The organism is Stenotrophomonas sp. YJH_SMC_20, from assembly GCF_059367845.1.
In genome coordinates this window covers 53079-79048 of record NZ_JCAFRG010000010.1, presented here as the reverse complement: position 1 = coordinate 79048, position 25970 = coordinate 53079, and the positions used below count along the sequence as shown (strand labels likewise).

The window sequence follows — 25970 nt, the reverse complement described above, 5'->3', positions numbered from 1 at the left end:
GTCCTTTGTTACCGAGGCTGTTCGCAGGTGACGCGACCACAGCTTCCCATGTTGTTCTCAACAGACAATGTCGTCCTCCCCTCCATGCCCCACGCAGCACCGCCAGAGGCCATCTGCGCCTTGTAGATGAAGCTGACGTTGCCATTCCCGGTGTTCTTCGGACCAACGCTCTTGGTAAAGGTTGCAACCGCCCCGGGCGGCACCGGTCCAGCTAGGCCCATGCTTTCATTGAGCTGAAGAATTCCGAATGCGAGATAGGTGTCGCCAGGATTCCACACGACGTTCCCGGTATTACGGAACTGGAACGTCAGCTCCGATGAGCCACCATTGAATATCTGGCGGGGTGATGCCGAAGCGCTGACGAGTTCTGCATTGCGCACCACTGCGGGGACCGTGAACGTACCCGAGCGATTGATGGTCAGGTTCGGACCGCCAACAGGCGAGATTCCGTGCACGTATAGTGCTTTTCCCCCGTGATTCGATCGTACGTTGCCGTCAAGAGGAATCTTGAACCAATAGGCATTTCCACGTGCCTGGCACGCGTTGGCGACGTTTCCGTCGGTCGCCATGTTGGCGCGTCCCGAAGCTATGAATGTGCCGCCGCCAGCTGCCCCGCCGGCATAGACGTGTACGTCGATCGAGGCATCCACGCCAACTGAGCAGGCCCAGCCTTCAATGAAGAAGTTCCAGTTGCCGTCCTGGGTCACGCCGCCGATGTCACCAACGATGTTTGCCGTTGGAATCGCAAACACGCCTGAGTTCGCGAGCGGTCGGTCCTGGCCGCGGCCCTGCGGAGATTGGCCGTAGACGGAGAACTTGCGGCCGCCGAACTGCTGCCTCTGGGCTAGCGATATCGGCAACTGATACCTATAGGCACTCCCTGATGCTTGGCAAGCCGCTGCAACTCCTGGCTCGCTGGCAAGGTTTGCTTGTGTGCTACCCAGGTAGACGTTGCCGTCGGCGTAACCGTCCACCTGGATTGATCCAGCCGAGCCAGTGGAACAGGCCCAGCCACGCACGAACCAGTTCCACTGCGCATCATGAGTGATTTCGTCAATCACGCCGCTCACCATCGAATCCATCGGATAGTCGGTTTGTGAAACCTCAGTGCGCGTGCGATTGGAAGCGTTGTTGTAGCTATGACGGGTCCACGCCCACTTGCCGTCCCCCATTGAACGGACTTCCTGCGTCAGGCGGCGCCCTGCATCGTAGCCGTAGCGGACTGTCACGCCATCAGGCTGGGTAAGCGAGGCGATGTCACCTGCAGCGGTGTAGCCAATGGCGGTCGTCGCCCAGCCAGTTCCCGAACTGGTTCTGTCGGACACAACGCGGCCACGGCCGTCATACGTCAACTCTCGCACACCACCGTTCGCGTTGACGATGCGCCCCGGCAGCCCCAGTCCGTTGTAGTTGGAATAGCTGATCGTATGACCAAGCGCGTTGGTGACACTGGTCAGATCGCCCTGACTATTAAAGACGGAGGTGACGTCATCCTGCGCAAGAGGGCCGTCGACCTTGACCGAGGCCTTCAGACCATTGGCATGATAGGTATAGGTTGTGCGGGTGACCCGCGTCTGGCTTAGCACCCCACGTGCCGTCAGATTGCGCTCGGTTACGCTGGCCACGTTTCCGCGATCGTCATAGGTGTAGGCGACTTCGAGATCCCCCACCACTGTCGTCTTGAGCAGTCGGTTACGCGCGGTATCCCACTCCTGCAACGTCGTACGTTCGGCCGAGCTGCCGACCGCTTCCACCCGCTTCAGCAAGTAGCCCTGTGCGCTGTAGTCGAAGTTGGTCAGATTGTCCTGGAAATCATGGACCAGATCAGGGTACCCATTGGCGTCGTAGCTCTGCTCCTTGTAGCTGGCAGGGCAGTTCGGCGACGGATCACCGTTGGTCGACACCATCTTTCCGTCCTTGAACGTGTAGGTGGTGCTGCGGCCAAGAGGGTTGATCACGGTGACATCGATATCGACGGGCCGCGTAAGGCTCGGCGCAGCGGCGGCGGTCATGCCGAGAGCGCTCTCCATCGGCAGCGAATCGACAGGCAGCGAGCGCGGCTGGTAGCAGATGCGTGAGCCTCCGGGGCGCTGTTCGCACCATCCACGCTCCTCATCGGCGCGGAGACCCCCGGGTCGAGTCGGAGCGGGGGGCGGCAGCACCGGTTCGGTGCTGCGTACGGCGTAACTGAAGCGGAACCGTTCAATGCCACCATTGTGCTCTGTGCTGATGGCGCGGCGCTCCGCGTCGTACGCAAACGTGGAATAGCGCACGCCATTAAAAGACTTGCCAGTCAGGGCACCCGGGAAGCGGGCATCTTCGTAGTGGTAACTGATCGTCGTTGCAGGTGTGCCAGGCAGCGTCGTGCTGGCGAGCCGCCCACGTCCGTTCCCGAACACATTGGGGGTATAGGTGTAGCGATAGATGTTGCCGGCCGGATCGGTCACCTGGCTGACCTGTCCATTGGCCCAGCCAAAGCTGACGCTGCGTCCCGAGGAGTGGGTCACCTTCTGCAGATAGCGGTCAGCATAGGAGAACGTCCAGCTCACGCCCTGCTCATTGCTGAGTCGGGTGATATAGCCCTCAGCGTTGTAGGTCTCCGTACCGTTTTTTTCGTTTCGAAGCGTAAACGTGCCATCGCCGTTCGCGGAAAGGTACGCGATGGGCTGCGCCTTGTCCTCATACCAGCGACCGCTGGTCGGATCCTTGAGGTACTTGATGCGGCGGCCGTCGGGCCGTTGCACCCACGCCAACTGATCTGCATCGGTGAATGCGAGCGAATAGTCGAAGTTGCTCAGCCAGTGATTGCCGAACAGTCCGGTTGCGCTCCAGTAGTGATTGTAGTTGCGCTGCAGAAACAGGCCCATTTCACCCTGACTGGCGAAATCAAGTTCTGGTTCAACCTTGTTGCCGCTGTAGAGCACGACGGGATTGCCCTTACGGCCATTGCAGTCCTTCTCCTTGTCATCGGTCGGCTGCTCCTTCGCGGTTTCGGTCGGAAATGAACCGCCGCCCCCGCCCATGCCGCCATCAAAGCCGCCTTGCATGCCTCCATCAATCGACCACCACAGGGGGTATTCAAAGTCCTCGACGGGCGGCTTGACCGTGATCCGCTCCAAATCCGTCGGCGGCGCCTTGGCGCCGGCACCGAACAAGGACAAGGGGGTGAGAAGCAAAGCAAGGGACAGCGACGTACGTGTCTTCAGGAGCGTCATGCTCTTCCATTTCCCTGGTAATCGTTGCAGGCCAGACAACGCGTGAATCGTTAACAATGGGTTCATTTTCGCCGGGTTTAACGGTTCTTTCACACGTTGCAACCTGGCCGCAGCGCGGCGGCGTCTCCATACGCAGCGGAACTTCCTAGAACAACGACCCCTGCGGCGAATCCTTCTTCGGCGGCAGCGGTTTCTGGAACCGGCTGCAATCCAGCGTCGGCCAATGGCTGTTCTGCGCGTTGAAGCCCAACCGCTTGCGCGCCAGCTTGAAGCGGTTGTTCAACAGATCGGCATAGACCCCCTGGCCACGCATGCGCGTCCCGAACTGGCTGTCGTAGTCCTTGCCGCCGCGCAGCTGCTGGATGGTGCTCATCACGTGCGCGGCGCGATCGGGATGATGGGTGTCCAACCAATCGCGGAACAGCGGGGCCACTTCCAGTGGCAGGCGCAGCAGCACGTAGCCTGCGGTGCTCGCACCTGCGTCGCGTGCGGCTTCCAGCACGGCTTCCAGCTCGCTGTCGTTGATCCACGGAATCACCGGCGCCACCATCACCCCGACCGGAATGCCGGCTTCATGCAGCCGCTTCATCGCACGCAGCCGTGCGTGCGGTGCCGATGCGCGCGGTTCCAGCTTCGCGGAGAGATGCGGGTCCAACGAGGTCACCGAGAAATGCACGCTGACCAGGTTCTCCGCCGCCAGCGGTGCGAGCAGATCAATGTCACGCTCGACCAGCGCGTTCTTGGTGATCAGCGAGAACGGATGCTTGGTTTCCAGCATCACTTCGATCAGCTGGCGAGTCAGTTTGAACTTGCGCTCGATCGGCTGGTACGCATCCGTGTTGATGCCCAGTGCGATCGGCTGCGGTACGTAGCCCGGCTTCGACAGTTCCTTGCGCAGCAACTGCGGCGCATTGGTCTTGGCGAACAGCTTGGTTTCGAAGTCCAGGCCTGGCGACAGGTTCAGATAGGCATGCGAGGGGCGCGCGAAGCAGTAGGAGCAGCAACACTATATGTGTTTGGAGAAAAGTGTTCAGCGTTTCGCACCTTGGAGAGGAGTCCTCTTCAGACTAGCTGCGTAATACAGGCGTCTTGTGCTCCAGCCCAAGGCAATGACGGGTAGGTTAGCGGGGCTTTGCGACTACCTCAGACTCGTGGCTCCCTGATCAGACCAGTTCAGGATGAATTCCTCCTGCTCCGCAGTCTCCACCGCACCAGGCCGCACCGAGCGCACTTTCGCAATTGCATCGATGCCGTCTGAAGCGCAGCCGGTTTGAATGAGGAGCATCGACGCCACGGTACCGGCCCGACCCAGCCCGCCTTTGCAATGCACCACGATCCTGGTTCCAGACAAGAGCTTGGCTGCGAACTGTGGTCCTAGGGATCGCCATGGCTCAAGCAGTCGCGCGTCGGGAGCCGCACCATCTGTAATTGGCAGGCCGTGCCACGTCAAACCGTGCGCTCTGGCACGTTCCGCCAAAGAGGTGATTCGCAGCTCCTCGAACTCCCACGGCTCAATTAACGTGATCAGATGCTGTGCTCCCCACTCCGTGATCGACGCAAGGTCGACGTCCAGGTCCCGAGCCCAAGAGCCAGTCATTGCGACGTCCTGATGTTTTCCTGGTGCAAAGGTGACGCCGATCCCGCCGCCGTTCGTGCCGACAGGCAAGGTGGCAATCTTCAGTGGATGGGAGATACTTGTTCTGCTCATTTGCGCTCTCCGAAATCAATAGCCCTTGGGGGCGAGAAGCAAACGCTGCGCCCTTTTGATCTCAATGTCCATCTGTGAGCCTAGTGGTGCGACCGAGGTCTAGTGGAACGCCAGAACAAGAACACTATCGTCCAATTCCGGTGAGTGAAGCCGAATCCGTCTTCGGCCGTTGGAAGGCTCGCGCACGCCAGTCTTCCAAGGGGCATTGAGGCCATGTAAGGCGTCAGTGCGCCTCGGGATCCTCTATTACTGGTGATATGCGTGCCACCGCTAAGCGGACCGAAGGCCGAGTATCAACAGCGACGACTTCGACCGGGACCCGCTACTTCTTTTGCTGGCGTACAAAGTTGCAGCCCCCTTATCGGATGGATTTGTTCTCACGCTGCGGAATGCCTGTGCAGCGCCGTCACCCTGACAATCTCCACTCTCGGCAATGGGCGGACATTCGCGCCCGGATATGACTGCCGGCTCGGCGCTCACGTCAGCTATCGGCGTCGTCGTTGTCCGCTTTCGGCCAGAAGCGGACATCAGGTTGCGCTGCCGAAACGCTCCTGACCGTCCTGGCGGCGCTATCCCGTCATCGCCCAACCCGCCACGGCAGCCAGCAACACGACCAGGACCGGCGGAGCACGCGCAACGACCAGTAGCCCAAACGCAACCAACGCCATCGCGACATCCCATCGGTCATGGATCGCGCTCGTCCACACCGGGTCATACAACGCCGCCAAAAGGATGCCGACCACCCCTGCGTTGACGCCTGCAATCGAAGCTTGGAGATCCTTGCGGGGGCGCAGGGACTCCCAGAACGGCAGCACCCCTACGAGCACGAGAACGGCTGGCAGGAAAATGACCACCAACAGCGCAAGGCCTCCTGCCCAGCCACCCAGCGGCCCCTCGGCCACAGCCCCCAGGTATGCTGCAAAGGAGAAAAGAGGGCCCGGCACCGCCTGCGCCGCACCGTACCCGGCGAGCAGATCCACCGTGCTCACGGTGCCGCTCTGGACGACTGCGGTCTGCAGCAACGGCAGCACGACATGGCCGCCGCCGAAGACCAGGGCGCCGGCGCGGTACACACCCTCCAACAGCACGGCCAAGGGGGAGCCGCTAGCCACCGCCCACAAGGGCAGCAGAACAAGCGGCAGTACCAGTAGCACCAGTGCCACCGTGCCGGTTCTTCGCGAGACGGAATAGCCGCCGTCTGATTGGCCGGAGGCCGGTTCGATCTTCAGCATCCAGCGACCGATCAATCCGCTGAGGATGATCACCACGATCTGGCCGACGACCGTGGGTATGGACAAAGTCAACACAGCGGCAAAAAACGCCATCGCTGCCCGCAGACGGTCCGGGCAAAGGGACCGGGCCATTCCCCATACCGCCTGGGCCACCACGGCAACTGCCACGATCTTCAGGCCATGCAGCCAGCCGGATTCAACGATGCCCTGGTATTCGGCAACGCCCAACGCGAACAGAATCATCAGCACGGCCGATGGCAGGGTAAAGCCAGCCCAAGCGGCCAACAGGCCAGGCCAGCCGGCGCGACGCAAGCCCAGCGCCATGCCTACCTGGCTGCTGGCCGGGCCTGGCAGTAATTGGCACAGGGCCACCAGATCGGAGTAGCTGCGGTCCGTCAGCCAACGGCGGCGTTCGACAAACTCAAGGCGGAAGTAGCTCAGGTGGGCGATCGGGCCGCCGAACGACGTCAGCCCCAGTCGCAGGAACACCAGGAGGACGCGCCATGCGCTGTCGCTTGTCGTGGGATCGAGCGCCGACATGGGGCATGACCTCCTGTGGTTCTCAGCTGCGGCAAGCCCAGCCTGGCAATGGGATCACGGCGTCGAGCTTCCGGCGTGCCCGGTCACCCACTCTCCATCTTCCTTTCGGAACGGTCCGGGCAGCGGCGGCAGGATCTCCAGCACCACTTCCGAAGGCCGGCACAGACGAGTACCCCTATCGGTTTGTACGAGAGGACGATTGATGAGTATCGGGTGCGCCAGCATCGCATCAAGCAGCGCGTCGTCGCTCAGCGCTGCGTCGCCTAGCCCGAGTTCGTCATACGGCGTTCCCTTCTGCCGGATGGCATCGCGCACGCTCAACCCCGCCACCGTAATGAGTTCGACAAGACGAGCGCGGCCGGGTGGGTCGGCCAGGTAGTCGATCACTTCCGGCTCGATCCCGGCAAAGCGGATCAGCGCCAAGGTATTGCGGGAGGTGCCGCACTTTGGGTTGTGATAGATGACAGCGTTCACGCACTTTCCTCTTGGTTCAAAACGGTCTCCACCACGCCTGCGGCAGCGGCCAGCGCTGCCGCCTCGACGGCCCCCTTGCGCTCGCTGTAGCGGTCCACCAGGTAGTCACTACGCCCGCGCACCAGCAGGGTGAACTTGACCAGTTCCTCCATCACGTCCACCACGCGATCGTAGTACGCCGAAGGCTTCATTCGACCGTCGTCATCGAACTCCTGCCAGGCCTTGGCCACCGAGGATTGGTTCGGAATTGTGACCATCCGCATCCACCGGCCGAGCACGCGCAGCGCGTTGACCACGTTGAACGACTGGGAACCGCCGCAGACCTGCATCACTGCCAGCGTACGGCCCTGGGTAGGTCGCACGCTGCCCTCTTCGAGCGGCAGCCAGTCGATCTGGTTCTTGAATACCGCCGTAAGGGTGCCGTGGCGTTCCGGGCTGACCCAAACGTGTCCTTCCGACCACAGCGAGGCCTGGCGCAGCTCCTGCACCTTGGGGTGGGTGGCCGGCGCCGAGTCAAGCATCGGCAGCTCATGTGGATCGAACAGGCGGGTTTCCGCCCCAAGCTGCTCCAGAAGCCGCTGCGCCTCCAGCGCCAGCTTGCGACTGAACGACTGCGGCCGCAGCGACCCGTACAGGATCAGGATGCGTGGCCGGTGTGGCTGCGCTGCCGGATCGTTGAGCTTGGCGGCCGTGGGAATGTCCATGGCACCCGGGACCACGTTGGGGATCTGCTGCACGGGGGTTGTCCTGCCAATTTACTTCGATTATTCTAGAATCATGGAACATAAGAACGCAACCCACGCCTTGGCAGCCCTGGGCCATGCCACCCGCCTGTCGATCTTCCGCCTTCTGGTCCAGGCGGGCGGCGCCGGCAAGCTGGCCGGCGACATTGCCCAGGCCCTCTCTTTGCCTGGCGCCACGCTCTCCTTCCACCTGAAGGAACTGCTGGCTGCGGGACTGATCAGCGCCGAGCAACGTGGCCGGACCATCTGCTACCGGGCCGAGTTCGTGGCGATGAACGCGCTGGTGGCCTACCTCACCGAAAACTGCTGTGCCGACGAACAGGCCTGTGAACGCCCCGCAGGCTGCTGACCCCTTACCCAGAGATCGCCAAAATGACCCGTCGTGTTCTGTTCCTTTGTACCGGCAATTCCGCGCGCAGCGTGTTGGCCGAATCGACCCTGAAAAAGTGGGGCGAAGGCCGCTATCAGTCCTTCAGTGCAGGCAGCCAGCCAGCCGGTCGGGTCAATCCGTTCGCCATTGCCCAATTGCAGCGCGAGGGCTTCCCGGTGGAGGGCCTGCGCAGCAAGTCCTGGGACGAGTTTGCCGAAGCGGATGCGGCTGCCATGGATCTGATCGTCACCGTGTGCGACAGCGCGGCCGCCGAGGCGTGCCCGGTTGTGTTTGGCGATTTCGTGCGCGTGCACTGGGGCCTTTTCGACCCGGCCGGTGTGGAAGGCTCGGATGCACAGAAGGCTGAAGCGTTCGACCGGGCGCATCAGATCATCAAGGCCCGCCTGAAGGCCTTCCTGGAGATTCCTGACGGGGCATGGGATGACCGTGAGTCTCTCAAGGCCCAGCTTGATCCGATTGCGCAGATCCACTGACCGTCTTCCCGGAAAACCCCATGACCACTGACACCTCCCGCCTGTCGTTTCTGGACCGGTACCTGACGCTGTGGATCTTCGCCGCCATGGCACTCGGCGTCGGCCTGGGCGCGATGTTCGAAGGCGTGCCCAGCGCGTTGAACAGCCTTTCCGTAGGGTCGACCAACATCCCGATCGCCATTGGCCTGATCCTGATGATGTACCCGCCGCTGGCCAAGGTGAAGTACGAGGAACTGCCCACCGTCTTTGCCGACAAGCGCGTGCTGATGCTCTCGCTGCTGCAGAACTGGATCGTGGGCCCGTTCCTGATGTTCGGCCTGGCGGTGCTGTTCCTGCGCGACTACCCCGAGTACATGACCGGCCTGATCCTGATCGGCCTGGCGCGCTGCATCGCCATGGTGCTGGTGTGGAACCAGCTCGCCCGCGGCGACGGCCAGTACGTGGCCGGCCTGGTGGCATTCAACTCGATCTTCCAGATCGCGCTGTTCAGCGTCTACGCGTGGTTCTTCCTTTCCTGGTTGCCGCCGGTGTTCGGGCTACAGGGCAGCGTCATCGATGTCAGCGTCTGGACCATCGCCGAGGCGGTTCTGATCTACCTGGGCATCCCATTCTTGGCCGGCTTCCTCACCAGTCGATGGCTGAAGACGCGCAAGGGCGTGCAGTGGTATGAAGAGAAGTTTCTGCCTGCCATCAGCCCGATAACGCTCGCCGCACTGCTGTTCACCATCGTGGCGATGTTCAGCCTGAAAGGCGGTGACGTGCTGCGCATTCCGATGGACGCGGTACGCATCGCGATCCCGCTGACGCTGTACTTCATCATCCAGTTCGTCATCAGCTTCTTCATGGGTAAGCTGATCGCCAAGGACTATCCACGCACTACTGCGATCGCGTTCACCGCGGCCGGCAACAACTTCGAACTGGCCATTGCGGTAGCCATCGCGGCCTTCGGCCTGGCCTCGCCGGTCGCCTTCGCCGCCGTCATCGGCCCGCTGGTGGAAGTGCCGGTACTGATCCTGCTGGTCCATGTCGCCCTGCGGCTGGGCAAGCGCTACTTTCCTGCCGATGCACGGAGCCGCTGAGCCATGAGCACCACCCGACACATTCCATTGCTGATCCTCGGTTCCGGCCCGGCCGGTTGGACCGCTGCCGTCTACGCAGCCCGCGCCAACCTGAAGCCGGTCGTCATCACCGGCCTGCAGCAGGGTGGCCAGCTGATGACCACCACCGAAGTGGACAACTGGCCGGGCGACGCCCATGGCTTGATGGGCCCGGACCTGATGGCGCGCATGCAGGCCCACGCCGAGCGCTTCGAGACGGAAGTCATCTTCGACCACATCCATGCCGCCGACCTGCAGCAGCGTCCGTTCAAGCTGATCGGCGACAGCGCCGAATACACCTGCGACGCGCTGATCATCGCCACCGGCGCCACCGCCAAGTACCTGGGCATTCCCACCGAAGACGAATTCAAGGGCCGCGGCGTCTCCGCCTGCGCCACCTGCGACGGCTTCTTCTACCGTGACCAGGACGTGGTCGTGGTCGGCGGCGGCAACACTGCCGTGGAAGAAGCGCTGTACCTGTCCAACATCGCCCGCAAGGTTTACCTGGTCCACCGCCGCGACACCCTCAAGGCGGAGAAGATCATGCAGGACAAGCTGTTCGCCAAGGTCGCCTCGGGCAAGATCGAGACCGTGTGGCACCACCAAGTGGAGGAAGTGCTGGGCAACGACGCCGGCGTCACCGGCGTGCGCGTGAAGTCGACCCTGGACGGCAGTACCCGCGACATCGATGCCCACGGCTTCTTCGTGGCCATCGGCCACCACCCGAACACCCAGCTGTTCGACGGCAAGCTGGCGATGAACAACGGCTACCTGGAAATCCGTTCGGGCCTGGGCGGCAACGCCACCCAGACCTCGGTGGAAGGCGTGTTCGCCGCCGGCGACGTGGCCGACCAGCACTACCGCCAAGCGATCACCTCGGCCGGTTTCGGCTGTATGGCCGCGCTGGATGCGGAGCGCTATCTGGATGCACTCAAGATCTCCGATCAACAGCAGCACAAGAACGCCGCCTGAGTGCAGCGGTGGGAGGAAGTCCAGATGGACAACGTCGATGTGGTGGTGATCGGAGGTGGCCAGGCGGGTCTTTCGGCCGGCTACTTCCTGCGTCGCAGCGGGCTGTCCCATGTGATTCTTGATGCCGAGACGTCTCCTGGTGGGGCGTGGCAGCATGCGTGGAAATCCTTGCATCTGTTCTCGCCAGCGGGCTGGAGCTCGATTCCCGGTTGGCCGATGCCTGCCACCCGGGAACTGTACCCGTCGAAGGCGGAAGTGCTCGACTACCTCGCGCGCTACGAGCATAAATATGCGCTGCCCGTCATCCGTCCCGTGCAGGTGGAACGCGTCAGTCGTTCGGGAACCCGGCTGCTGGTGGAAGCAGATGACGGCCGACAGTGGCATACGCGTGCAGTGATAAGCGCCACAGGTACCTGGCGGCATCCCTACACGCCTGACTATGAAGGTATGGACGCATTCGGCGGCGTGCAGCTGCACTCGGCCCACTACAGCCATCCTGGACCCTTTGCCGGAATGCGCGTGGCGATCATCGGCAGCGGCAACTCAGGGGCACAGATTCTGGCCGAGGTATCAAAGGTGGCCGACACCACCTGGATCACCCAGGGCAAGCCAGCCTTCCTGGCCGACGATGTGGACGGGCGCGTTCTGTTCGCACGCGCAACCGAGAAGTGGAGGGCTCAGCAGGAAGGACGCGAGCCGGATATTCCGCAGGGTGGTTTTGGCGACATCGTCATGGTGCCCCCGGTGGCGGATGCACGGCGCCGCGGTGTACTGGTCTCCATGCCGCGACCCGTCCGTTTCACCGCCACCGGCATGCAGTGGGCAGATGGCAGCGAACGCAACTTGGACGCCGTGATCTGGTGCACCGGCTTCCGGCCGGCGCTGTCGCACCTGGAAGGACTGGGCATGGTCAACGCCCTGGGTCGGATCGACGTGGATGACACCCAGGTCCGTTCGGTCGCAGCGCCATCGGTCTGGTTGCTTGGCTATGGCGACTGGAATGGCGCAGCGTCGGCCACGCTGATCGGCGTGACCCGATACGCGCGCGAGGCAGTAAGGCAAATCAGCGGCTACGTCCGGGCTGTTTCTCCGCTGTCATCTGGCGCGTGAGCCTCGGCGCCATTGCCTAGCGCCCGTACATGCGATTGCAGAGCCATGCGGTCCAGCGCTTCAGGCTTGAGCGCCAACAACAACCCGAGACGGTGCTGCAGCTGGTGAAGGGTGCTCAGGAACGCCTTGTGGACCTGCTCCGCGCTGCCCTGTACTGCAGCCGGGTCGGGGATGCTCCAGTGAGCCGTAACCGGGTGACCTGGCCACACTGGACACGCTTCACCCGCGGCGCGATCGCACACGGTCACGATGAGATCCATCTGCGGTGCTTCCGGACCTGCGAATGCCTCCCACGGCTTGCTCAACAGCCCGGCAACGTCGAAGCCAATCTCCGAGAGCACCTGCAGGGCCACTGGATGAACTACGCCCTTGGGATGACTGCCGGCACTGTAAGCGCGGATACGTCCGCGTCCTAAATGGTTGGCTAGTGCCTCGGCAAGAATGCTGCGCGCCGAGTTGCCTGTGCAGAGGAACAGAACATTCAGGGTACGCATATCATCGCAACCATTTATCTAGAATAATCGAAGTATTACCTTCCCATATGTCAGTTCGATGACTGCCGGAAAGGACGCGGGCACCGTTCGGTGCCCGCTTCGCTCATTCAATGACGCGACGACAGCGCGGCGCCTGAAGTACGGTGCTTCCCCAGGCGGTCAACCAAGGTCTCACTTGCATCGTTGAGACCGACCACTTCAACGGTCGCGCCGTGCTCGCGCAGCTTCATCACTACTCTGTCGAGCGCATCAACGGCGGTCAGGTCCCAGAAGTGGGCGTCCTTCAGATCGATGATGACGTTCTTGGGGACATCCAGATAGTTGAAGCTGCTCACGAACTGTCCGGCAGACGCAAAGAACACCTGCCCCTTTACAACGTAGACGCGCGAGTCGGTGTCGGCCTGGGTGTCGTCGATGATCAGCATCTTGCCGACCTTGCGGGTGAAGAATACCGCCGACAGGATGACGCCTGTCAACACGCCTTTGGCGAGGTCGTGGGTAGCCACGGTCACGATGACCGTGCCAATCATCACGACCGAAGAGCTCTTGGGATGAATGGCCAGCTCGCGCAGCGAGCGCCAGCTGAAGGTCCCGATGCTGACCATGATCATCACCGCGACCAGTGCGGCCATGGGAATCTGACTCACCAGGTTTGACCCATAAACAACCAGAAGGAGCAAAACCACGCCGGCCACCAGGCACGAGAGCCGGCCCCGGCCACCAGAAGTGATGTTGATCACCGACTGGCCGATCATTGCACAGCCTGCCATGCCCCCAAAGAAGCCCGTTACGGTGTTAGCCAAGCCTTGGCCCGCACATTCGCGATTCTTCTGACTGGGGGTATCGGTCATGTCCTCGACGATCTGCGCGGTCATCAGCGATTCCAACAAGCCAACGACCGCCAGAGTCGCCGAAACCGGCAGCAGGATCTGGAGTGTTTCCCAGGTAAATGGCACGTCCGGAATCAGGAACGACGGCAGGCTGTCGGGCAGCGCGCCCATGTCGCCGACGGTGCGTACTTGGAAGCCAAAGTACATGGAGGCGGCCGTTAGAACCACGATCGCCACCAATGCCGAAGGAACGGCTTTGGTCAGCAGCGGCAGCAGGTAGATGATTGCCAGACCTGCAGCACAGATCGCATACACCGTCCATGGCATATCGATGAGCTCAGGAAGCTGCGCCATGAAAATCAGAATCGCCAGCGCGTTCACGAAGCCGGTCACCACCGAGCGCGACACAAAGCGCATCAGAGAGCCCAACCGCAGCGCGCCGGCCAGCATCTGCAGCACGCCGGCCAGGATGGTGGCGGCAAACAAGTATTGAATGCCGTGCTCGCGCACCAGCGTGACCATCACCAGCGCCATGGCGCCGGTCGCAGCCGAGATCATGCCAGGACGGCCACCGGCGATGGCGGTGATGACGGCGATGCAGAACGAGGCATACAAACCCACCTTTGGGTCGACGCCGGCGATGATAGAAAACGCGATTGCCTCAGGAATCAGGGCCAGCGCAACGACGATGCCCGACAGCAGGTCACCACGGATATTGCCGAGCCATTGCTGGCGCAGGGGATAAATTGCAGACATATGAATGATCTCCGCGCACGGTCGTGCGCGCCAAACGAAAGAAACAGGCACCCTTCCAGACCTAAGTGTCTGGATCGCTTCTTGAATCAAGCGTCAGGGTGGAGTCATCGCTGGCCGATCCGTTAGGTATTTGACACCCAATTGTATACCCATAGATGGCCTAAGGGGAAATGCGGAGTCATCGCTGTCCCGGCACAGTGTCAACGGTAGCTTGCAGATCCCATTTTCAGGCAAGCTCGACAAGCTGGCAGGCAGATGGTCACTTGCATCGAGCTGAGACCGAATCGCCAAGGATGAAGTAGACATGCGCCGCGGTCCCTACGTCCGCTATCGGCCAGAAGCGGACAGTGAGCGTGAAGACGACCGTTAGCCAGTAGGCGGGCTGAAGCCCACCTACTGGCCGTCTGCGTCGATCGATCTGTTATCCCTCACTGGCGTCAATCGGAGATGGAAGCTCGTCCTTCACCAACCCGAGATCGCAGTTCCGCAGGAAGAAAAAGAAGGTGGAATCGATAGCGTACAACTGACGTTTGCCGATGTCGTAGTCGATCAAGGGCGGATTGATGCCTTTTTTGTGCTGCAGAGTCGAGAGGTTGTGGAGCAGGTTGCTCATGTCTGATGCGCGCACATCATCTTTACGGTGATGATGCTGCTTCATTTTGTCCGTGATGTCGGAGCGGCTGATGCCATGCTCCAGACCAGCGTACCCCATCTCTAGGATGGCGCAGACGAGGTAGTACGGCAGGTGAAGGGGCGTTTTCTCCTTCTCCTTTGAATGCGTGACGTTGCCCGACGAAATAAGTTCGAGAGCTTGTTGGTGTGTAGCGCCGTACTGATCCGCCTTTTCTTGTACTGCCTTTTGAGCAAACGCAACATCAGCGACCTCTTGAGCCAAGAACTTCCGCTCCGATACACCGGCCGCCATACACGTGTGCTTCAGCAGTTCCTGGAAGACTCCAACGCTTCCAAAAGAATTCTCAATGCAACGCTGAATCACTTCAGGAGCGAAGTCGATGTTCAGGCACTTTGCGCCTTCTGCAGCAACCTTGCGAAACTCGCCCTCGGTCCAAGGCTCCACTGCGAGATCAACGACCCGGTCGGTGAGATCAGGGCAATAGATTCGGAGCTTGTCCTTCTGCCGCCATACCCCAAGAACCACAAAGATGATGCCCATCTCCTGAAACGAGCGCAGATCAAAAGATAGTTGACGCTGCTTATCTTCTGCAAGGTAATGGAAGTTCTCCAAAACGATCTTCTTCTTGAAGTTCACCGCCTTCAATAGCTCTGCGATGTCTTGCGCCACGGCTAGATTGAAAGGAATTGTCTTGGAGGCCTTCTGGCTCCTATCGCCAGCCTTAAGCCCACCTGATGCGTTTGCCTCTCCCTCACCAAAGAACCAAATCGTCGCCTTCGCCTTGATCCCCAAAGTTGCCGAAGTCTCTGAGGTCTTCTCCTCCACCGTCCCTGTCTCAATCTCCACGCCACTTTGGCGGAGGATGCTCGAATAAATGTCTTCGACGTTCGTGTTCGGTGATAGGCGAACAACAACGTTCTGGTCGTAAGGCAGATACCGGGAAACCAATGCTGTTTTGCCCTGCTTCGAGGCACCGTACACGACCACATGCTTGTCCTCCTTGAGCACGGCGGTGAAGAGCCCGTCAATGTTGTCGCGGACGATGTACGACAACACGGGGTCGGCGCTGACGCCGAAGACTTGGGTGAGATTTGTCAATCTACGATCCTCTGCAACATGCAATTGGATTGTGGAGGATAACGCCGCGGTTGAGCTGCGGCGTAGCCGTCCGCCCCGAAAGAGATGTTAGGCCCAGACACTTTGCACCAACAGCGCTAGGCTTTGAAGAGCAGCGGCTATCGCTGCTGCGAACGCAGCGCGCTTGCTCCACGTTGATTGGGCAAAGGCAGTACCAATGAAATCGGTGTTCTCACCAACAATGATCGCCGCTGGATAAAGTCCACTAGAATCAGGTTCGTCTTTGTGCGGAACCTGCACTGTTGCCGACCTGTACCACAAGCAAGCAGCTATCAGCGCGAATAGAGCAGCACCAAGGTTAAGAAGGACGATTACGGGGCCGACAGTCATTGCCAGATTTCTCCTGAGTGTAGCTATTCAGTATACGGACACGCCCATCCGGTTGTACGTTCCCGGCGGCGCAACGAGATTCCCGCGCAACTCATTGTTCTTTCGGCACCTTATCTATGCCATGTCCGGCTAACAACTGCGCGCAGAGCCGGACAGAGACGCCAAGCCTTGCAACGGCGGCTTTGGGTCGCATCACGCCTAGCTTCTCGAGCTAGGCGAACGCTGGCCAATCCCTCTACCAGAAGTTGGCCATGGTATTTCTACACACACCTCAACCCTTCGAGCCCTTGTACTGCATCCGATCCTGAAACACCTGTTAGATCATCCAAGTCTCCGACTTCATGCCCCACTCCGATCATCCCTTTGATAGTCCATAGTGCCCAGTGTTAAGGCCGTTCCCGAGGAAGGCCCATCCCGCGAGCGTTAAAACCACGATCGGAGGCTTCTTCAAGGAAGTGCGTCCACCGCGCCAAAAGCGGCTCTAATTCGGCCATCGGCTTCCTAGGGCCACCCACTAGGAAGTACGGCATAAGATCTGCAATGGCCTTCTCGCCAAAGAGCCGAAGAGCATCGTCGTCCAACCCGCTTAGGTAAGGATTAGTACGGTAGTTGGACCGCCAGCGCTGCTCGTTGGTCATTGCTCCTGTGCGTTGCTCGGACTTTCGCCTCATCGGCAGATCCGTCAAGTGCTTGGCGTCCGAGGTGAGTATGGGGCTGTTGTTAAAGATTCCCCACTGGGCGTTGAGAGAGGACAAGAACGCCTCAGCCCAAGGGAAGCGGTCAACTCTATCGCTTTCAATGATGATGCATGGCTGCGCTCCGCCTATCAGATGAGCCTCGGACAACAGCCAAATGGCATCCACCGCCCAGGTCTCGCCTTGCCGTTGTTGCATGAGGCGACTGATCTCCTTTCCCACATCGATTGGATCCAACGACTCGACATCGTGATTCAGCAGGACCAAGATGCCTAGAGCATCATCCAACTCCAGAAGCCGCTTAGTGTTTGCGATCTGCCCCTTGGCGTCTCGAAATGCGGCCTCCACGGATCGCATGAACTTTTGACGGAGACGTCGCAGTTGCTCATCCCCGTCGGGAAGATGCGTAAGCACCTTGTGTGCAGCTGCCTGACCAAGAATTACTGGGAAGTCTTCCCGCTTTCTCAACGTCTCGAATGTGCTGTTGATCTTGTGCTGGGGGTCCCCTTGCAGAACTTTCAGTTCAACAATGACGGATCGAGATCGCCACAGGTAGTCCGCACGTTGGCCACCGCGGGTGTCCAGCTGCAGATCATCGATCGCCTCCCCGCCTTCGACCATTAAGGCGAAAGTATGAAATCGCGTCTCCATGTCGGAAGTGGTCATTCCTGTATCCTATCCTTGAGCTATGTTTCCTTTTGCCGACTACCTTCGCCGATTGCGTTTACGTCCAGGGCTGAACTTCGAGTCCAACCCCTTCCGCTCGCCGGCCACATCCGGGAAGACCTCGACGATCTTGTCTGTGGCTGCTTCTAGAATACCGGCACTGGTCAACATGGCAACGGCCAAGTACAGGCGATCGGGATCGCATTCCAAGCCCGTGCCTCGGCCATTTGGCTGCATGCGCAGGAACGAAATGGGGTGGATGTGGGAATGCTGTGACCATAGGTTCCAGAGAATGTCAAAGCCAGCCTTGTCCATTCCTACTAGTTCTACCAACTGTGCGCGGCCTGGACACCAGGCCTCCTTCGTGCTCATAACCACCTCCGCCTAAGCCATAGTTTATGGCTGCGAGGTTTCTACGGAACCCTGGGCGATTCACGTAGGATCCAAGAGGATGTGTTCTGCAAGTCGAAACAGAACGTAGAGGATAGAGTAGCGAACGCTGCCCTAATCAGCTTCTGTAGTTTGGTAATCGCTGTTTGCAGAAAAACCTGAGATGACGGATTCATCCAGCTGATTCGGCGGCGCATTTGGCGTAGGCTATGTACTGGCTACGACGAATCATCGGAAAGCAGCATGAGCAGACCCAACTCAGTAGAGGACAAAGCGTTGGCCGCTCTTGACCGTCTGGTGAAGCGACGCCCAACGAATGAATTGCTGAAAGCAAAGATGGCCGCAGGTCATCGGATCATCACGCCAACTTCGGTCGCGGCGGAGGCGGGCGTAAATAGAGGAAGCTTTGGATCAAGGCACGCTCGACTCGGGCATGTCTGGCTCAAAATTCAAGAACTAGCTGAGGAGGAGAAGCGCGGCTCAGTGACTGGAGAGCTCACCAAGCTTAGAGCCGAGAACGCAAGGTTGAAGGCTCTTTTGTACAAGACAAATATCCACAACGCTTCCCTTCAGCTCGCAGTGTCCCGGCTTCAGAAGAGAAGTGCCAACAGGGATGAAGCGGCCAATGTTGTCAACTTCCGCCGGAACGATCGGAGGCGTCCCCGGTAGCCTTGGATATCATCTTCAGAACTGCTCGACTCTGAACGATACGACTCATGGCAATCTTTGATCGCTGGTCTTTAGAGTTGATCCGATCTGCTTGGACAATGGCCTGATTCTTCAGAAGTCGATCCTCCCAGAAGTCCCGATGCTCTGGGAGGATGATGCAGCACTTGCACCCCGCACACAGGCCGGGCGATCGTACGCCGAAGTCTGGCGAGGCGCGGACGGTGAGCAGGCTTGCGTGTGGATTGCAGCTGGAGCGATCAGGCACCATATCGATCAGACAACTCGCGTACGTCCCTGTCCATATCCGCAGGTCGGTGAGCTTCACGTATGCTACGGCCTTATCAATCAGTGTTTCCCCGTCCATCATTGACAGTGCCTTGGCCATTGATTCGGCATGCTGCATGAGAAGCCGCTGTGCCGGTCCTCCCCCGATCGGCTTGCCAAGAGTGATTTGAACGAGGAACCTGGAGGTCTCCATGACTCTCTCTCCTTCCAGATTCTCGAGCAGCGCTGCGTCGTTGCCGATGTACCCTTGATCCGTGATCTGCTCGCTCATGTGACGGAAGTGGGTCCGAAGTGCAGGCATAAGCTCCGGCTTGGATCGGAAGACGTAGTGCGCAAAGGTGATCCTCCATCGCTGTGGGCGGAGGGATCTCACCTCGTAGATAGCTTGCGTCATCTCGATTCCACGCTTTTTAGTGAGGGCCTCAACGGCGAACTCGCGCTGCAGGAGAGAGTTTCGGTTGGCTGTCATTCGGCCAATTCCATCAGCACCGGATGGAAGGGACTTGGCGTGGGAGAAGCTGAGCATCAGCGTGCTGCTGCCAGAAAGAGCTCTCCAAGGCTCCATTAGCCGAACCAACACTTCGATGGACTTCAGAACGATCGGCATGTGCTTTGTACCCAACGGACGCAGTCCGGCTGTCCACTCATGGCGAGTCGCTTCCCTTTTGGCTGAAATGCCGCAGATGGAGAAGACCTCCATCAGTCCGTCTAGAGAAGTCACTGACTTGATCACACCGTGCTGCAGCGTCGGATCGTGGTCCAAGGATAGGCCTATCAGCTCATGAGCTCGAATCCCAGTGCATGCCTGCAGCAACGTACTACATGCGCTTTGAGTCATCAGGATTAGGCGTCTGAGGGCCTGAGTTCCGCTAATTTCGCGCTCGTCCCCAGCGTCATCAATCCGATCCGTTGCGAGCAGCGGCTCATGCCAAGGCGTTAGTGTCCCAGGGATCGGACTCATCTGGAACTCCTCGATGTGCCGTTTGATCTCACGAAGACATATGATTCGTCTTGATCCCTTCGCGCTCCTTGCGTCGATGAGCATCGGGATGATCTCAGCCTGAAGTCTGATCACATCTTCCGAGCCGTGCTCGATCCATTCATATGCGTAGGTGAGGATTGGCAACGAGATCTCGTCCGGGATAGGCAGCAATCCACCCGTTCGAGCGAGCCCAAGCGGCCCGGTCACAACGTCATAGGTCTTTCTTCCATCAAACGGTGCTTCGCAGGGTGCTTGTCCACCTCTGGCGCGCAAGCTGTCCGCGAGCTCGTAGATCTGTGTAAGTGGGTGAATAAGCTTGTAGGCAGTGGAATGCGTCCACGCTCTATCTCGACCGACATCACCTCCAGCCATGATGTATTGCTCTTCGAGACCTTCGACATACTCCCAACTCACAGCTGTGGATATGTCGAAAAGCGTGCGGATTTCCCGCTCCCCCATGAACTTCACCAGCTCCCTCACGCCCATGTAGGTAGAAGGGATAGATCCAACCGTCATGCGTACCGTGTCATCGACGATGGAGGTCTTAAGGTAGCACTTCAGTTCATCCAGCAGTCCCCTGTGTTTGTAGTCTGTGAGTAATTCCCCGCGCGCAACCGGGATTGCCCAATCAACGGTGACGAACTCCCTCTGTTGGCCGACAGTGGTTTGAGCGAACGTCCAGACATTACTGTCATAGTCCACCTGGAATGAAGGATGCAGGGTTGCCGCCTGCGCTGATTTGATCTTTCTTACTGCAGGCATAGCCTTACCTCTAGAGTGGACGCTCTGCTAACGCTGCGGTCCGAACTATTCAAGTGTGGGGAGCGACGTCAGCATGATCATCGCCGCTGCTTGTCGATTCGCATTTGTGCTCACAGCGGGAATCCATGAGTCGCGGATCGCTAGGTAAGCGTTCTCGAACTTTCGCCGCCATATCTCGCTGCCAAGCTCTGCCCTAGCTTCTTCGTATAGCTCCTGCAGTTGGAGGAAGCGGGCGAGCGCGTAGGCTTCGTTTGAGTCAGCTACTGCGAGCGGGCACGCAGGGCAAGCTCCATAGCTGGTGCAGAGTTTGCCCGGGCGCTGACCCGGTTGCGGACTTTGGAATGGATCTGCGCAGCAGAAGCCCTGCGTGGCTGCCGTGTGCTCACGGTCACTCCGGGTTGAGCGCGTATCAATATTTCCATTTGAAGTCACCCAGCGCTCCTGGGCCGCCATGGCTCCTGCCATCTGTTCCTTTTGCCGACGCTGCATCGTGGTTGTCTGATAGCTGTCTTGACCAGTTGACAGCAGCCGATGGCCCAGCATTGCTCGGAGCTCGAAGGCGTCGCCGTCGGTCAGTCCATCAACCACTTCAGAGAACGCAAGCCTATTTGCGCGTGAGCCGGAGTACTTGAGCCCCCTTCGTTTGCAGAACAGCGTGATGTAACCGGTCACGCGCGTGTTTACATCGTCGGTTCTGCATGAGTAGGAATCGATGAGCATTCCTCGGCGCTTGTGGCGCCCACCTTCGGATACTGCGTGCAGGAAGAAGTCATTGGCAAGCTCGCCATCAGCGTAGTCTCTGATTCGTCTGGTCCAAGCTATGACGAAGCGTATCAATCTTTCCGGGGCTAGCGGATGATCGCTGGCGGGGAAGGCCGCTCGCTGTGGTGCCCCCTGATCGCTCTCCCCAGCCCTGTGCTTGGATGACTTGATCACCGTTCGTTTCCGTCCAAGCGGGTAGTGCTCCGATATGCCATCCAGAGTGAGTGTTCTAAGTGGCTGCTCGTTGAACCCCGAGTGCATGGCCAGTACCAGGAAGAATGGGATCAGATCACCACCGATGGGGTGCGCAAGTCTCCTCAGACGGAAGTACTCACTTTCACTGATCTTTCCTACCCCAGGGAGCTGGCGAACCTCCGCTTGGCGAGGAAAGTGACCGTCAAAGTTTGCCAGGATCTGCGCAATCGCCTCCGCCGGGTCGCTTAGCGATACAGCGTCGCCCTTACTCTTCTTAGCAATAGCACTGTGTACCCTGTCCAGAAGCGGCCATACTTCATCCATTGTCGAGATGCATTCTTCAACAGCGGCCTTCATGACGTTGGCCCAAGCCGCACGGTCAAGCTCTTTAGGATTGCTCTTACGTGGCAGGCCTGCGAACGGCTTTGTGGGAATACGGATCACCTGCCAGCGTGGGTCCATCTCGTGCAGCGCAAGGACGACCTTCTTGAAGGTCCCGTAGTAGTGACGCTGTGTCTGCACCGCGAGCGTGATCGGGTGCGTGGCATCCTTTCCTTTCAGATAGGTTAGAAACGATTCGCCCAGGTCCATCGGAACGTCATCTGGACCGTTTATCTCCACTCTTGTTGCGGCTAGGTACTGCCCCAGGCCACTCACCATGTTGTTAGCTGAAGAGGATCTACTTGTCTCTCTGCTATTTTTGTGGGCTCTGCAGAACGCTTCGGCGAAGATCGGTGCCGCTGCACCTATGCTCTTCCACCGGCTGAGGTTCACGATGTTGTCGCGTTGGTCGCCGGCGCGTCTGAACGCCGCTTCCAGGCGATCAGCGGTCTCGCGTACATCCCATTTCTTCGTTGCGCTGACCTTGTCCTCATCTCCCAAGGCGTGCCGGAGTTGAGCGGTCCTTCTTCCTGCCACGTTTTGCTCTCCTCCGTGTTCGATTCTTTCTGCGTGGGTTGGTCGTTTACGTGTGAGGTCATGCTCGTCCATTAAGGGGGGAACTCTGCGCTCAAGCCGATCCGCCCGCTACGCCTAGTTGCATAAACGATTGACCTTCAATGTGCAGCCTGATGGACTCCCTGGTTTCGCTCTCGAAGGCATTCGCGCTTCTCAGGTAGATGGACTCGGTCGTCTCCCTGAGGCTGTGTCCTAATACTGACTGAACATACTTGATCGCATCCATGTCGCCGTTTGCGCGCTTCTCCATGTACGTGTACAGGGCGAATGTGTGCCGAAGCGCGTGGATGGTTATCCGCTCTCGCTGCGTTGATTCATAGCGCGCCAGGTCGGGCTCTTTGGAAAGGCGCTTAAGCAACCTGTCTTTGGCGAGAGCAAAATGGCGATCGAACGTCTGGGGAGTTATCGGACTACCCGCATGCCTGCGGTCGTTTACGTCGAGAACGAATAGTGCGCCGTGATCCTCCAGCTTGCGGTACCGCAGTCGGAGGTCAATGAGGGCCTGCCGAGTACCCTTGGCATAGCATTTCAGCGCCTCTAGTAGCCAAACTGGTACGGGAACATTGCGCTTCTTGTTGCCCTTTCCGACCACTGGGATGGCAACTGCGGAAAGCGGATCGCGCCCTTCGGTGCGCGTCTTAAGGACGGTGATCGCATGCAGATCGCACACTTCAGACCGCCTCAACCCGGCGTGGTAGCACAGCTCAGCCATCAATCGCTGCGCCGTGGTCGCGAGCGCCAGTTCAACGAGACCGTTTCTTTCGACCACGGGTTTAGGGCCTAGTTCGTCGAGAACGCCTACGACCGTCTCGGGATGCAGCGCAGTAATGAGCTCGTCAGCGTCGTTCAGCCCGGGCAGATTCACGTCAACATCGAGAACTTGAACAGTTCCTCGCTTTGTCTGCTTGCTCAGCAGCGCTGGCGGCTTCCTTAGATAGCCCCGTTTCACACAGAAGGCGACTAGCTTAGTCACGGTCGACCATCTTCGCTGGATGGTCGCGGCGGCAAATTTCTCGAGGGTCACCGCGGAGTCCAGGTCCGTCAATGTGTCCGCGTAGGCTTTGAGGAGCTGCTCGTCTACATCCGAGACGCGCTTTTTCCTTGCGTCCAAAAAGTGATGGAAGTCGGTGAGGTCAGCCGCTATTGCTGCCGTCGTATTCTTGCTGCATGCAAGCTTTGGATGCCGGTCAATGGTGAGATGAGAATCTGCAAAGAACTCAAAAGCAGGCTGAACGAGTGATCCGTCCGACCTGCTGATTAGAAAGCAGAAGCCCTCGGGCAAGGGCACGCCTTGCTCACCCGTTGTCACCGTCGCTGGTGAAGTGATCGCATGCGCGGTGCAGATTTCGACGTCGTAGGCCATGGCGCCGAAAGCTATCAGGGACGCGAAAATTTTTCTGGCGCGTGAGCCTTACGGTACATTAACAAATGGAATGAGAATCAGATCTGTTTTTTACTGTCATTGATTCAGTGGTTTACGCCTGATCGTGAGCCTTCTGGTACGCTTCATGTGAAGGACAGCCCAAACTCTAGCGGGGGCGAAGTGCGCAAAAGCCCAGCGGATTCGGTCATCGCGTACTCGAGATTTTCGCTTTCGCTACCAACTTGGGGGTCCGCTTGACCCTGCAGTCGATAGGACGCGGTCTATGGCTACCGAAGCGCGCTGGCAGTGAGTTGGCATGAGCAGATCGGAGACGACGCGCCTGCTACTGCGCATCCTTCGGCGAATCGTATCGGCTGGAACGACGTGTGCGTGCGGCGCTTCCACATTAGTTTCTGACGGCGCAGATAGGGGTGCCGTAGAAGGCCTGCAGCACCTCCACTGAGAGCGGCCTCTCGATTGCCGTCTCCGGCGTCTCCAAGACGAACCCTATGGAAGACCTACTTGAGGCTTGTTCGCATGGTGGTCCGTATCTGTTCCATTTTTGGAAGAGAACCATCCGTACATGTGTGCTCTTGCGAAGCGCCATCGAGACGACGCTGTCATTGAAGCTAGCCTTCGGTCCTGCGGGCCGGGTTGGATGCACTCTCCAGTTGCATGATGCGATCAGTCAGGCGTGCAGTTGCGATCTGCAACCCGTCGTCGTCCGCCGAGTACGGAGAGCCAAACAACGGTATCTCGACCCATAGGCTCTCTTGGCCGTCATGCACGTATGGGCCGTGGTCATCCAGCAGAAGGGCGTCGCCCAAGTGGGGGGAGACATAGGAGAGATCCTTTGTCTTTCCACACCAATGGATGTAGCGAAGTCCGGAAAACCATACCGGTACACTGCCTTCCGTAGCCAGCAGTCCCGCAATGCTTCGGGCGAGTGCTTCGGGAACCGTGGTGAACAGCACAAGTTCCTCGAACTGAGATCGGACATCCTCAAGGAACCTATATAGGCCTGGGCGAGGGATCTGACTGACTGCGTTCGAGATGAGCGTACCTTCGAGGTCCAACGCCAGGATGCTTGGCTTCATAAGGAGTTCCTGTTGGGATCTTTCGACCCAGAGTAATCGTGTCGTTAGGTGACTGCCTACTGCGTAGAGCGAATTATGCTGGTTCGGTTTACGCATCCTGGAGCATTCCGCGACCACTCACTTTCGCTGGATTGCTTCTGAGACTTCTATAGCCCAACGAGAGGTGTGGATAATCCGGGCCTCCTGTAGCTGCTCTTGGAGGATCTGGCGCTTGGTGAGCTGAGACACCTCCTCCCATTCGTTCCTGAAGATGTAGGTGGCGTTGCCTGTCTCCGGGCTCTCGAACACGTACCGACTCTTTCGCGTGAACCCGAAGACGATGTACTCACTGAAACCGCCTAGTCCTACTGCCATAAAGTCTGGCTCGTGACGAGTGATGGTCCGGATGCGCTGTTTAGCGGCTGCGCGATCGCTTTCGGTAAGCTGCTCCAGATAGTTATCCAGCACCTGCATCGCTCGATCAAACGGGAACTTCCCAGGAGGAAGAATGCGCCAGTTGACCTTCTCGACCCTGACTGGCACCGCAAGGCTCGGGTCAACGATTTCAAAGTGTGGGAAGCATTCCAGGTAGAGGTTGAGGAGATTTGCAATGCTCTCTTCTGGCTCCGTCCGATCAATGATCCTCGTAGCCATTGCGATACCACCGTCTGTCTCCACGGCGGTGAGGAATTCGCCAGGTGGCGCAATGTGTTCCCGGGGATAGGTTTCGTAAGATCTCGTCTGAGTGCCGTGGTGGGTTTGCCCGTGCCAGTCCTTCCACGACGTGTTGATCGATCGAGACTTGGTGATCATCGGAAGGTCCTTTCTGACGATCTCTTTGCCCCGGGCATTGAAGAACGTCGCGGGTCCTTCTGCGCTTGGCACAATGGAAGCACCCGCTAGCGGAACGCCGTCAAATCCCAGCATCGCCGCCTGGTCCTCTGTGAGTGGGCTGCTAAGGAGACGAAATTGTGGCAATCGCTCAATCGTACTTCGGTAGACTGATAAACCTCTCACTTGCTTGGGCATACG

Annotated in this window: 20 protein-coding genes and 1 pseudogene; 6 read left to right on the top strand and 15 right to left on the bottom strand. The window is 59.1% G+C overall.

The window, feature by feature from the left end:
- Nucleotides 1-8: 8 nt before the first annotated feature.
- The 6 genes and pseudogenes from AC5P6A_RS16380 to arsH all read right to left on the bottom strand — a co-directional run bounded on the left by AC5P6A_RS16380 (nucleotide 9) and on the right by arsH (nucleotide 7906).
- The gene (locus tag AC5P6A_RS16380; protein WP_346715210.1) at nucleotides 9-3215 is read right to left on the bottom strand and encodes a DUF6531 domain-containing protein; all 3207 of its coding nucleotides are present in this window, start codon (nucleotides 3213-3215) and stop codon (nucleotides 9-11) included.
- Between the two features lie 145 nt (nucleotides 3216-3360).
- Nucleotides 3361-4215: pseudogene (locus AC5P6A_RS16375) on the bottom strand (PA0069 family radical SAM protein); the annotation flags it as partial.
- 138 nt (nucleotides 4216-4353) lie between these two features.
- Nucleotides 4354-4923 (bottom strand): cyclin-dependent kinase inhibitor 3 family protein, encoded by a 570-nt coding sequence (locus tag AC5P6A_RS16370; protein WP_049402948.1) that lies wholly within the window; start codon nucleotides 4921-4923, stop codon nucleotides 4354-4356.
- Nucleotides 4924-5492: 569 nt separating this feature from the next.
- On the bottom strand, nucleotides 5493-6695 hold the full coding sequence (chrA, locus tag AC5P6A_RS16365) for a chromate efflux transporter (protein ID WP_049402947.1): 1203 nt from the start codon (nucleotides 6693-6695) through the stop codon (nucleotides 5493-5495).
- Between the two features lie 54 nt (nucleotides 6696-6749).
- Complete coding sequence (arsC, locus tag AC5P6A_RS16360; protein ID WP_049402946.1) at nucleotides 6750-7169, bottom strand: arsenate reductase (glutaredoxin); 420 nt, start codon at nucleotides 7167-7169, stop codon at nucleotides 6750-6752.
- Entirely contained in the window at nucleotides 7166-7906 is a 741-nt protein-coding gene (gene arsH, locus AC5P6A_RS16355; protein WP_049402944.1) for an arsenical resistance protein ArsH, read from the bottom strand. The genes arsC and arsH overlap by 4 nt, the downstream gene beginning before the upstream one ends.
- A 40-nt stretch (nucleotides 7907-7946) precedes the next feature.
- Here arsH and AC5P6A_RS16350 point away from each other — a divergent pair, with 40 nt between their 5' ends.
- From AC5P6A_RS16350 to AC5P6A_RS16330, 5 genes are read left to right on the top strand one after another with little or no spacing between them, the layout of a single operon-like run.
- Nucleotides 7947-8261: an ArsR/SmtB family transcription factor gene (locus tag AC5P6A_RS16350; protein WP_049402943.1), complete on the top strand. Its 315-nt coding sequence runs from the start codon at nucleotides 7947-7949 to the stop codon at nucleotides 8259-8261.
- Between the two features lie 23 nt (nucleotides 8262-8284).
- Nucleotides 8285-8776 (top strand): arsenate reductase ArsC, encoded by a 492-nt coding sequence (locus tag AC5P6A_RS16345; protein ID WP_049402942.1) that lies wholly within the window; start codon nucleotides 8285-8287, stop codon nucleotides 8774-8776.
- A 20-nt stretch (nucleotides 8777-8796) separates the two neighbouring features.
- Nucleotides 8797-9855, top strand: coding sequence for an ACR3 family arsenite efflux transporter (arsB, locus tag AC5P6A_RS16340; RefSeq protein WP_049402941.1), 1059 nt, complete (start codon nucleotides 8797-8799; stop codon nucleotides 9853-9855).
- A gap of 3 nt (nucleotides 9856-9858) precedes the next feature.
- Complete coding sequence (gene trxB, locus AC5P6A_RS16335) at nucleotides 9859-10845, top strand: thioredoxin-disulfide reductase (protein WP_049402939.1); 987 nt, start codon at nucleotides 9859-9861, stop codon at nucleotides 10843-10845.
- Nucleotides 10846-10869: 24 nt separating this feature from the next.
- On the top strand, nucleotides 10870-11955 hold the full coding sequence (locus AC5P6A_RS16330; RefSeq protein ID WP_049402938.1) for an ArsO family NAD(P)H-dependent flavin-containing monooxygenase: 1086 nt from the start codon (nucleotides 10870-10872) through the stop codon (nucleotides 11953-11955).
- On the opposite strand, the gene AC5P6A_RS16325 is transcribed toward AC5P6A_RS16330, so the two are convergent.
- The 4 genes from AC5P6A_RS16325 to AC5P6A_RS16310 all read right to left on the bottom strand — a co-directional run bounded on the left by AC5P6A_RS16325 (nucleotide 11916) and on the right by AC5P6A_RS16310 (nucleotide 17497).
- A complete protein-coding gene (locus tag AC5P6A_RS16325; protein WP_080356435.1) occupies nucleotides 11916-12449 on the bottom strand; it encodes an arsenate reductase ArsC in 534 nt (177 codons plus the stop codon). The two genes, AC5P6A_RS16330 and AC5P6A_RS16325, sit on opposite strands and share 40 nt — an antisense overlap.
- A gap of 107 nt (nucleotides 12450-12556) precedes the next feature.
- Nucleotides 12557-14035 (bottom strand): SulP family inorganic anion transporter, encoded by a 1479-nt coding sequence (locus AC5P6A_RS16320; RefSeq protein WP_049402935.1) that lies wholly within the window; start codon nucleotides 14033-14035, stop codon nucleotides 12557-12559.
- Between the two features lie 421 nt (nucleotides 14036-14456).
- Nucleotides 14457-15767, bottom strand: coding sequence for a hypothetical protein (locus tag AC5P6A_RS16315; RefSeq protein WP_049402934.1), 1311 nt, complete (start codon nucleotides 15765-15767; stop codon nucleotides 14457-14459).
- Nucleotides 15768-16522: 755 nt separating this feature from the next.
- A complete protein-coding gene (locus AC5P6A_RS16310; protein WP_049402932.1) occupies nucleotides 16523-17497 on the bottom strand; it encodes a hypothetical protein in 975 nt (324 codons plus the stop codon).
- Between the two features lie 633 nt (nucleotides 17498-18130).
- Here AC5P6A_RS16310 and AC5P6A_RS16305 point away from each other — a divergent pair.
- On the top strand, nucleotides 18131-18556 hold the full coding sequence (locus tag AC5P6A_RS16305; RefSeq protein ID WP_143568370.1) for a hypothetical protein: 426 nt from the start codon (nucleotides 18131-18133) through the stop codon (nucleotides 18554-18556).
- Here the strand turns inward: AC5P6A_RS16305 and AC5P6A_RS16300 are convergent.
- The 5 genes from AC5P6A_RS16300 to AC5P6A_RS16280 form a co-directional block, all read right to left on the bottom strand.
- Nucleotides 18519-20585, bottom strand: a complete 2067-nt coding sequence (locus tag AC5P6A_RS16300; protein WP_049402929.1) for a hypothetical protein — start codon at nucleotides 20583-20585, stop codon at nucleotides 18519-18521. The two genes, AC5P6A_RS16305 and AC5P6A_RS16300, sit on opposite strands and share 38 nt — an antisense overlap.
- Nucleotides 20586-20630: 45 nt before the next feature.
- Nucleotides 20631-22532, bottom strand: a complete 1902-nt coding sequence (locus AC5P6A_RS16295) for a hypothetical protein (RefSeq protein ID WP_235648163.1) — start codon at nucleotides 22530-22532, stop codon at nucleotides 20631-20633.
- A gap of 19 nt (nucleotides 22533-22551) precedes the next feature.
- Entirely contained in the window at nucleotides 22552-23862 is a 1311-nt protein-coding gene (locus tag AC5P6A_RS16290; RefSeq protein WP_049402928.1) for a tyrosine-type recombinase/integrase, read from the bottom strand.
- A 629-nt stretch (nucleotides 23863-24491) separates the two neighbouring features.
- A complete protein-coding gene (locus AC5P6A_RS16285) occupies nucleotides 24492-24959 on the bottom strand; it encodes an NIF family HAD-type phosphatase (RefSeq protein ID WP_049402927.1) in 468 nt (155 codons plus the stop codon).
- A gap of 117 nt (nucleotides 24960-25076) precedes the next feature.
- On the bottom strand, nucleotides 25077-25751 hold the full coding sequence (locus AC5P6A_RS16280; protein ID WP_235648164.1) for a hypothetical protein: 675 nt from the start codon (nucleotides 25749-25751) through the stop codon (nucleotides 25077-25079).
- Between the last annotated feature and the right edge of the window lie 219 nt (nucleotides 25752-25970).

Excerpts from the sequence above, each read along its gene's own strand:
- AC5P6A_RS16380 (WP_346715210.1), bottom strand. The coding sequence starts at position 3,215 with ATGACGCTCCTGAAGACACGTACGTCGCTGTCCCTTGCTTTGCTTCTC.
- AC5P6A_RS16370 (WP_049402948.1), bottom strand. The coding sequence starts at position 4,923 with ATGAGCAGAACAAGTATCTCCCATCCACTGAAGATTGCCACCTTGCCT.
- chrA (WP_049402947.1), bottom strand. The coding sequence starts at position 6,695 with ATGTCGGCGCTCGATCCCACGACAAGCGACAGCGCATGGCGCGTCCTC.
- AC5P6A_RS16350 (WP_049402943.1), top strand. The coding sequence starts at position 7,947 with ATGGAACATAAGAACGCAACCCACGCCTTGGCAGCCCTGGGCCATGCC.
- AC5P6A_RS16345 (WP_049402942.1), top strand. The coding sequence starts at position 8,285 with ATGACCCGTCGTGTTCTGTTCCTTTGTACCGGCAATTCCGCGCGCAGC.
- arsB (WP_049402941.1), top strand. The coding sequence starts at position 8,797 with ATGACCACTGACACCTCCCGCCTGTCGTTTCTGGACCGGTACCTGACG.
- trxB (WP_049402939.1), top strand. The coding sequence starts at position 9,859 with ATGAGCACCACCCGACACATTCCATTGCTGATCCTCGGTTCCGGCCCG.
- AC5P6A_RS16330 (WP_049402938.1), top strand. The coding sequence starts at position 10,870 with ATGGACAACGTCGATGTGGTGGTGATCGGAGGTGGCCAGGCGGGTCTT.
- AC5P6A_RS16325 (WP_080356435.1), bottom strand. The coding sequence starts at position 12,449 with ATGCGTACCCTGAATGTTCTGTTCCTCTGCACAGGCAACTCGGCGCGC.
- AC5P6A_RS16320 (WP_049402935.1), bottom strand. The coding sequence starts at position 14,035 with ATGTCTGCAATTTATCCCCTGCGCCAGCAATGGCTCGGCAATATCCGT.
- AC5P6A_RS16310 (WP_049402932.1), bottom strand. The coding sequence starts at position 17,497 with ATGACCACTTCCGACATGGAGACGCGATTTCATACTTTCGCCTTAATG.
- AC5P6A_RS16305 (WP_143568370.1), top strand. The coding sequence starts at position 18,131 with ATGAGCAGACCCAACTCAGTAGAGGACAAAGCGTTGGCCGCTCTTGAC.
- AC5P6A_RS16300 (WP_049402929.1), bottom strand. The coding sequence starts at position 20,585 with ATGCCTGCAGTAAGAAAGATCAAATCAGCGCAGGCGGCAACCCTGCAT.
- AC5P6A_RS16295 (WP_235648163.1), bottom strand. The coding sequence starts at position 22,532 with ATGGACGAGCATGACCTCACACGTAAACGACCAACCCACGCAGAAAGA.
- AC5P6A_RS16290 (WP_049402928.1), bottom strand. The coding sequence starts at position 23,862 with ATGGCCTACGACGTCGAAATCTGCACCGCGCATGCGATCACTTCACCA.
- AC5P6A_RS16285 (WP_049402927.1), bottom strand. The coding sequence starts at position 24,959 with ATGAAGCCAAGCATCCTGGCGTTGGACCTCGAAGGTACGCTCATCTCG.
- AC5P6A_RS16280 (WP_235648164.1), bottom strand. The coding sequence starts at position 25,751 with ATGATCACCAAGTCTCGATCGATCAACACGTCGTGGAAGGACTGGCAC.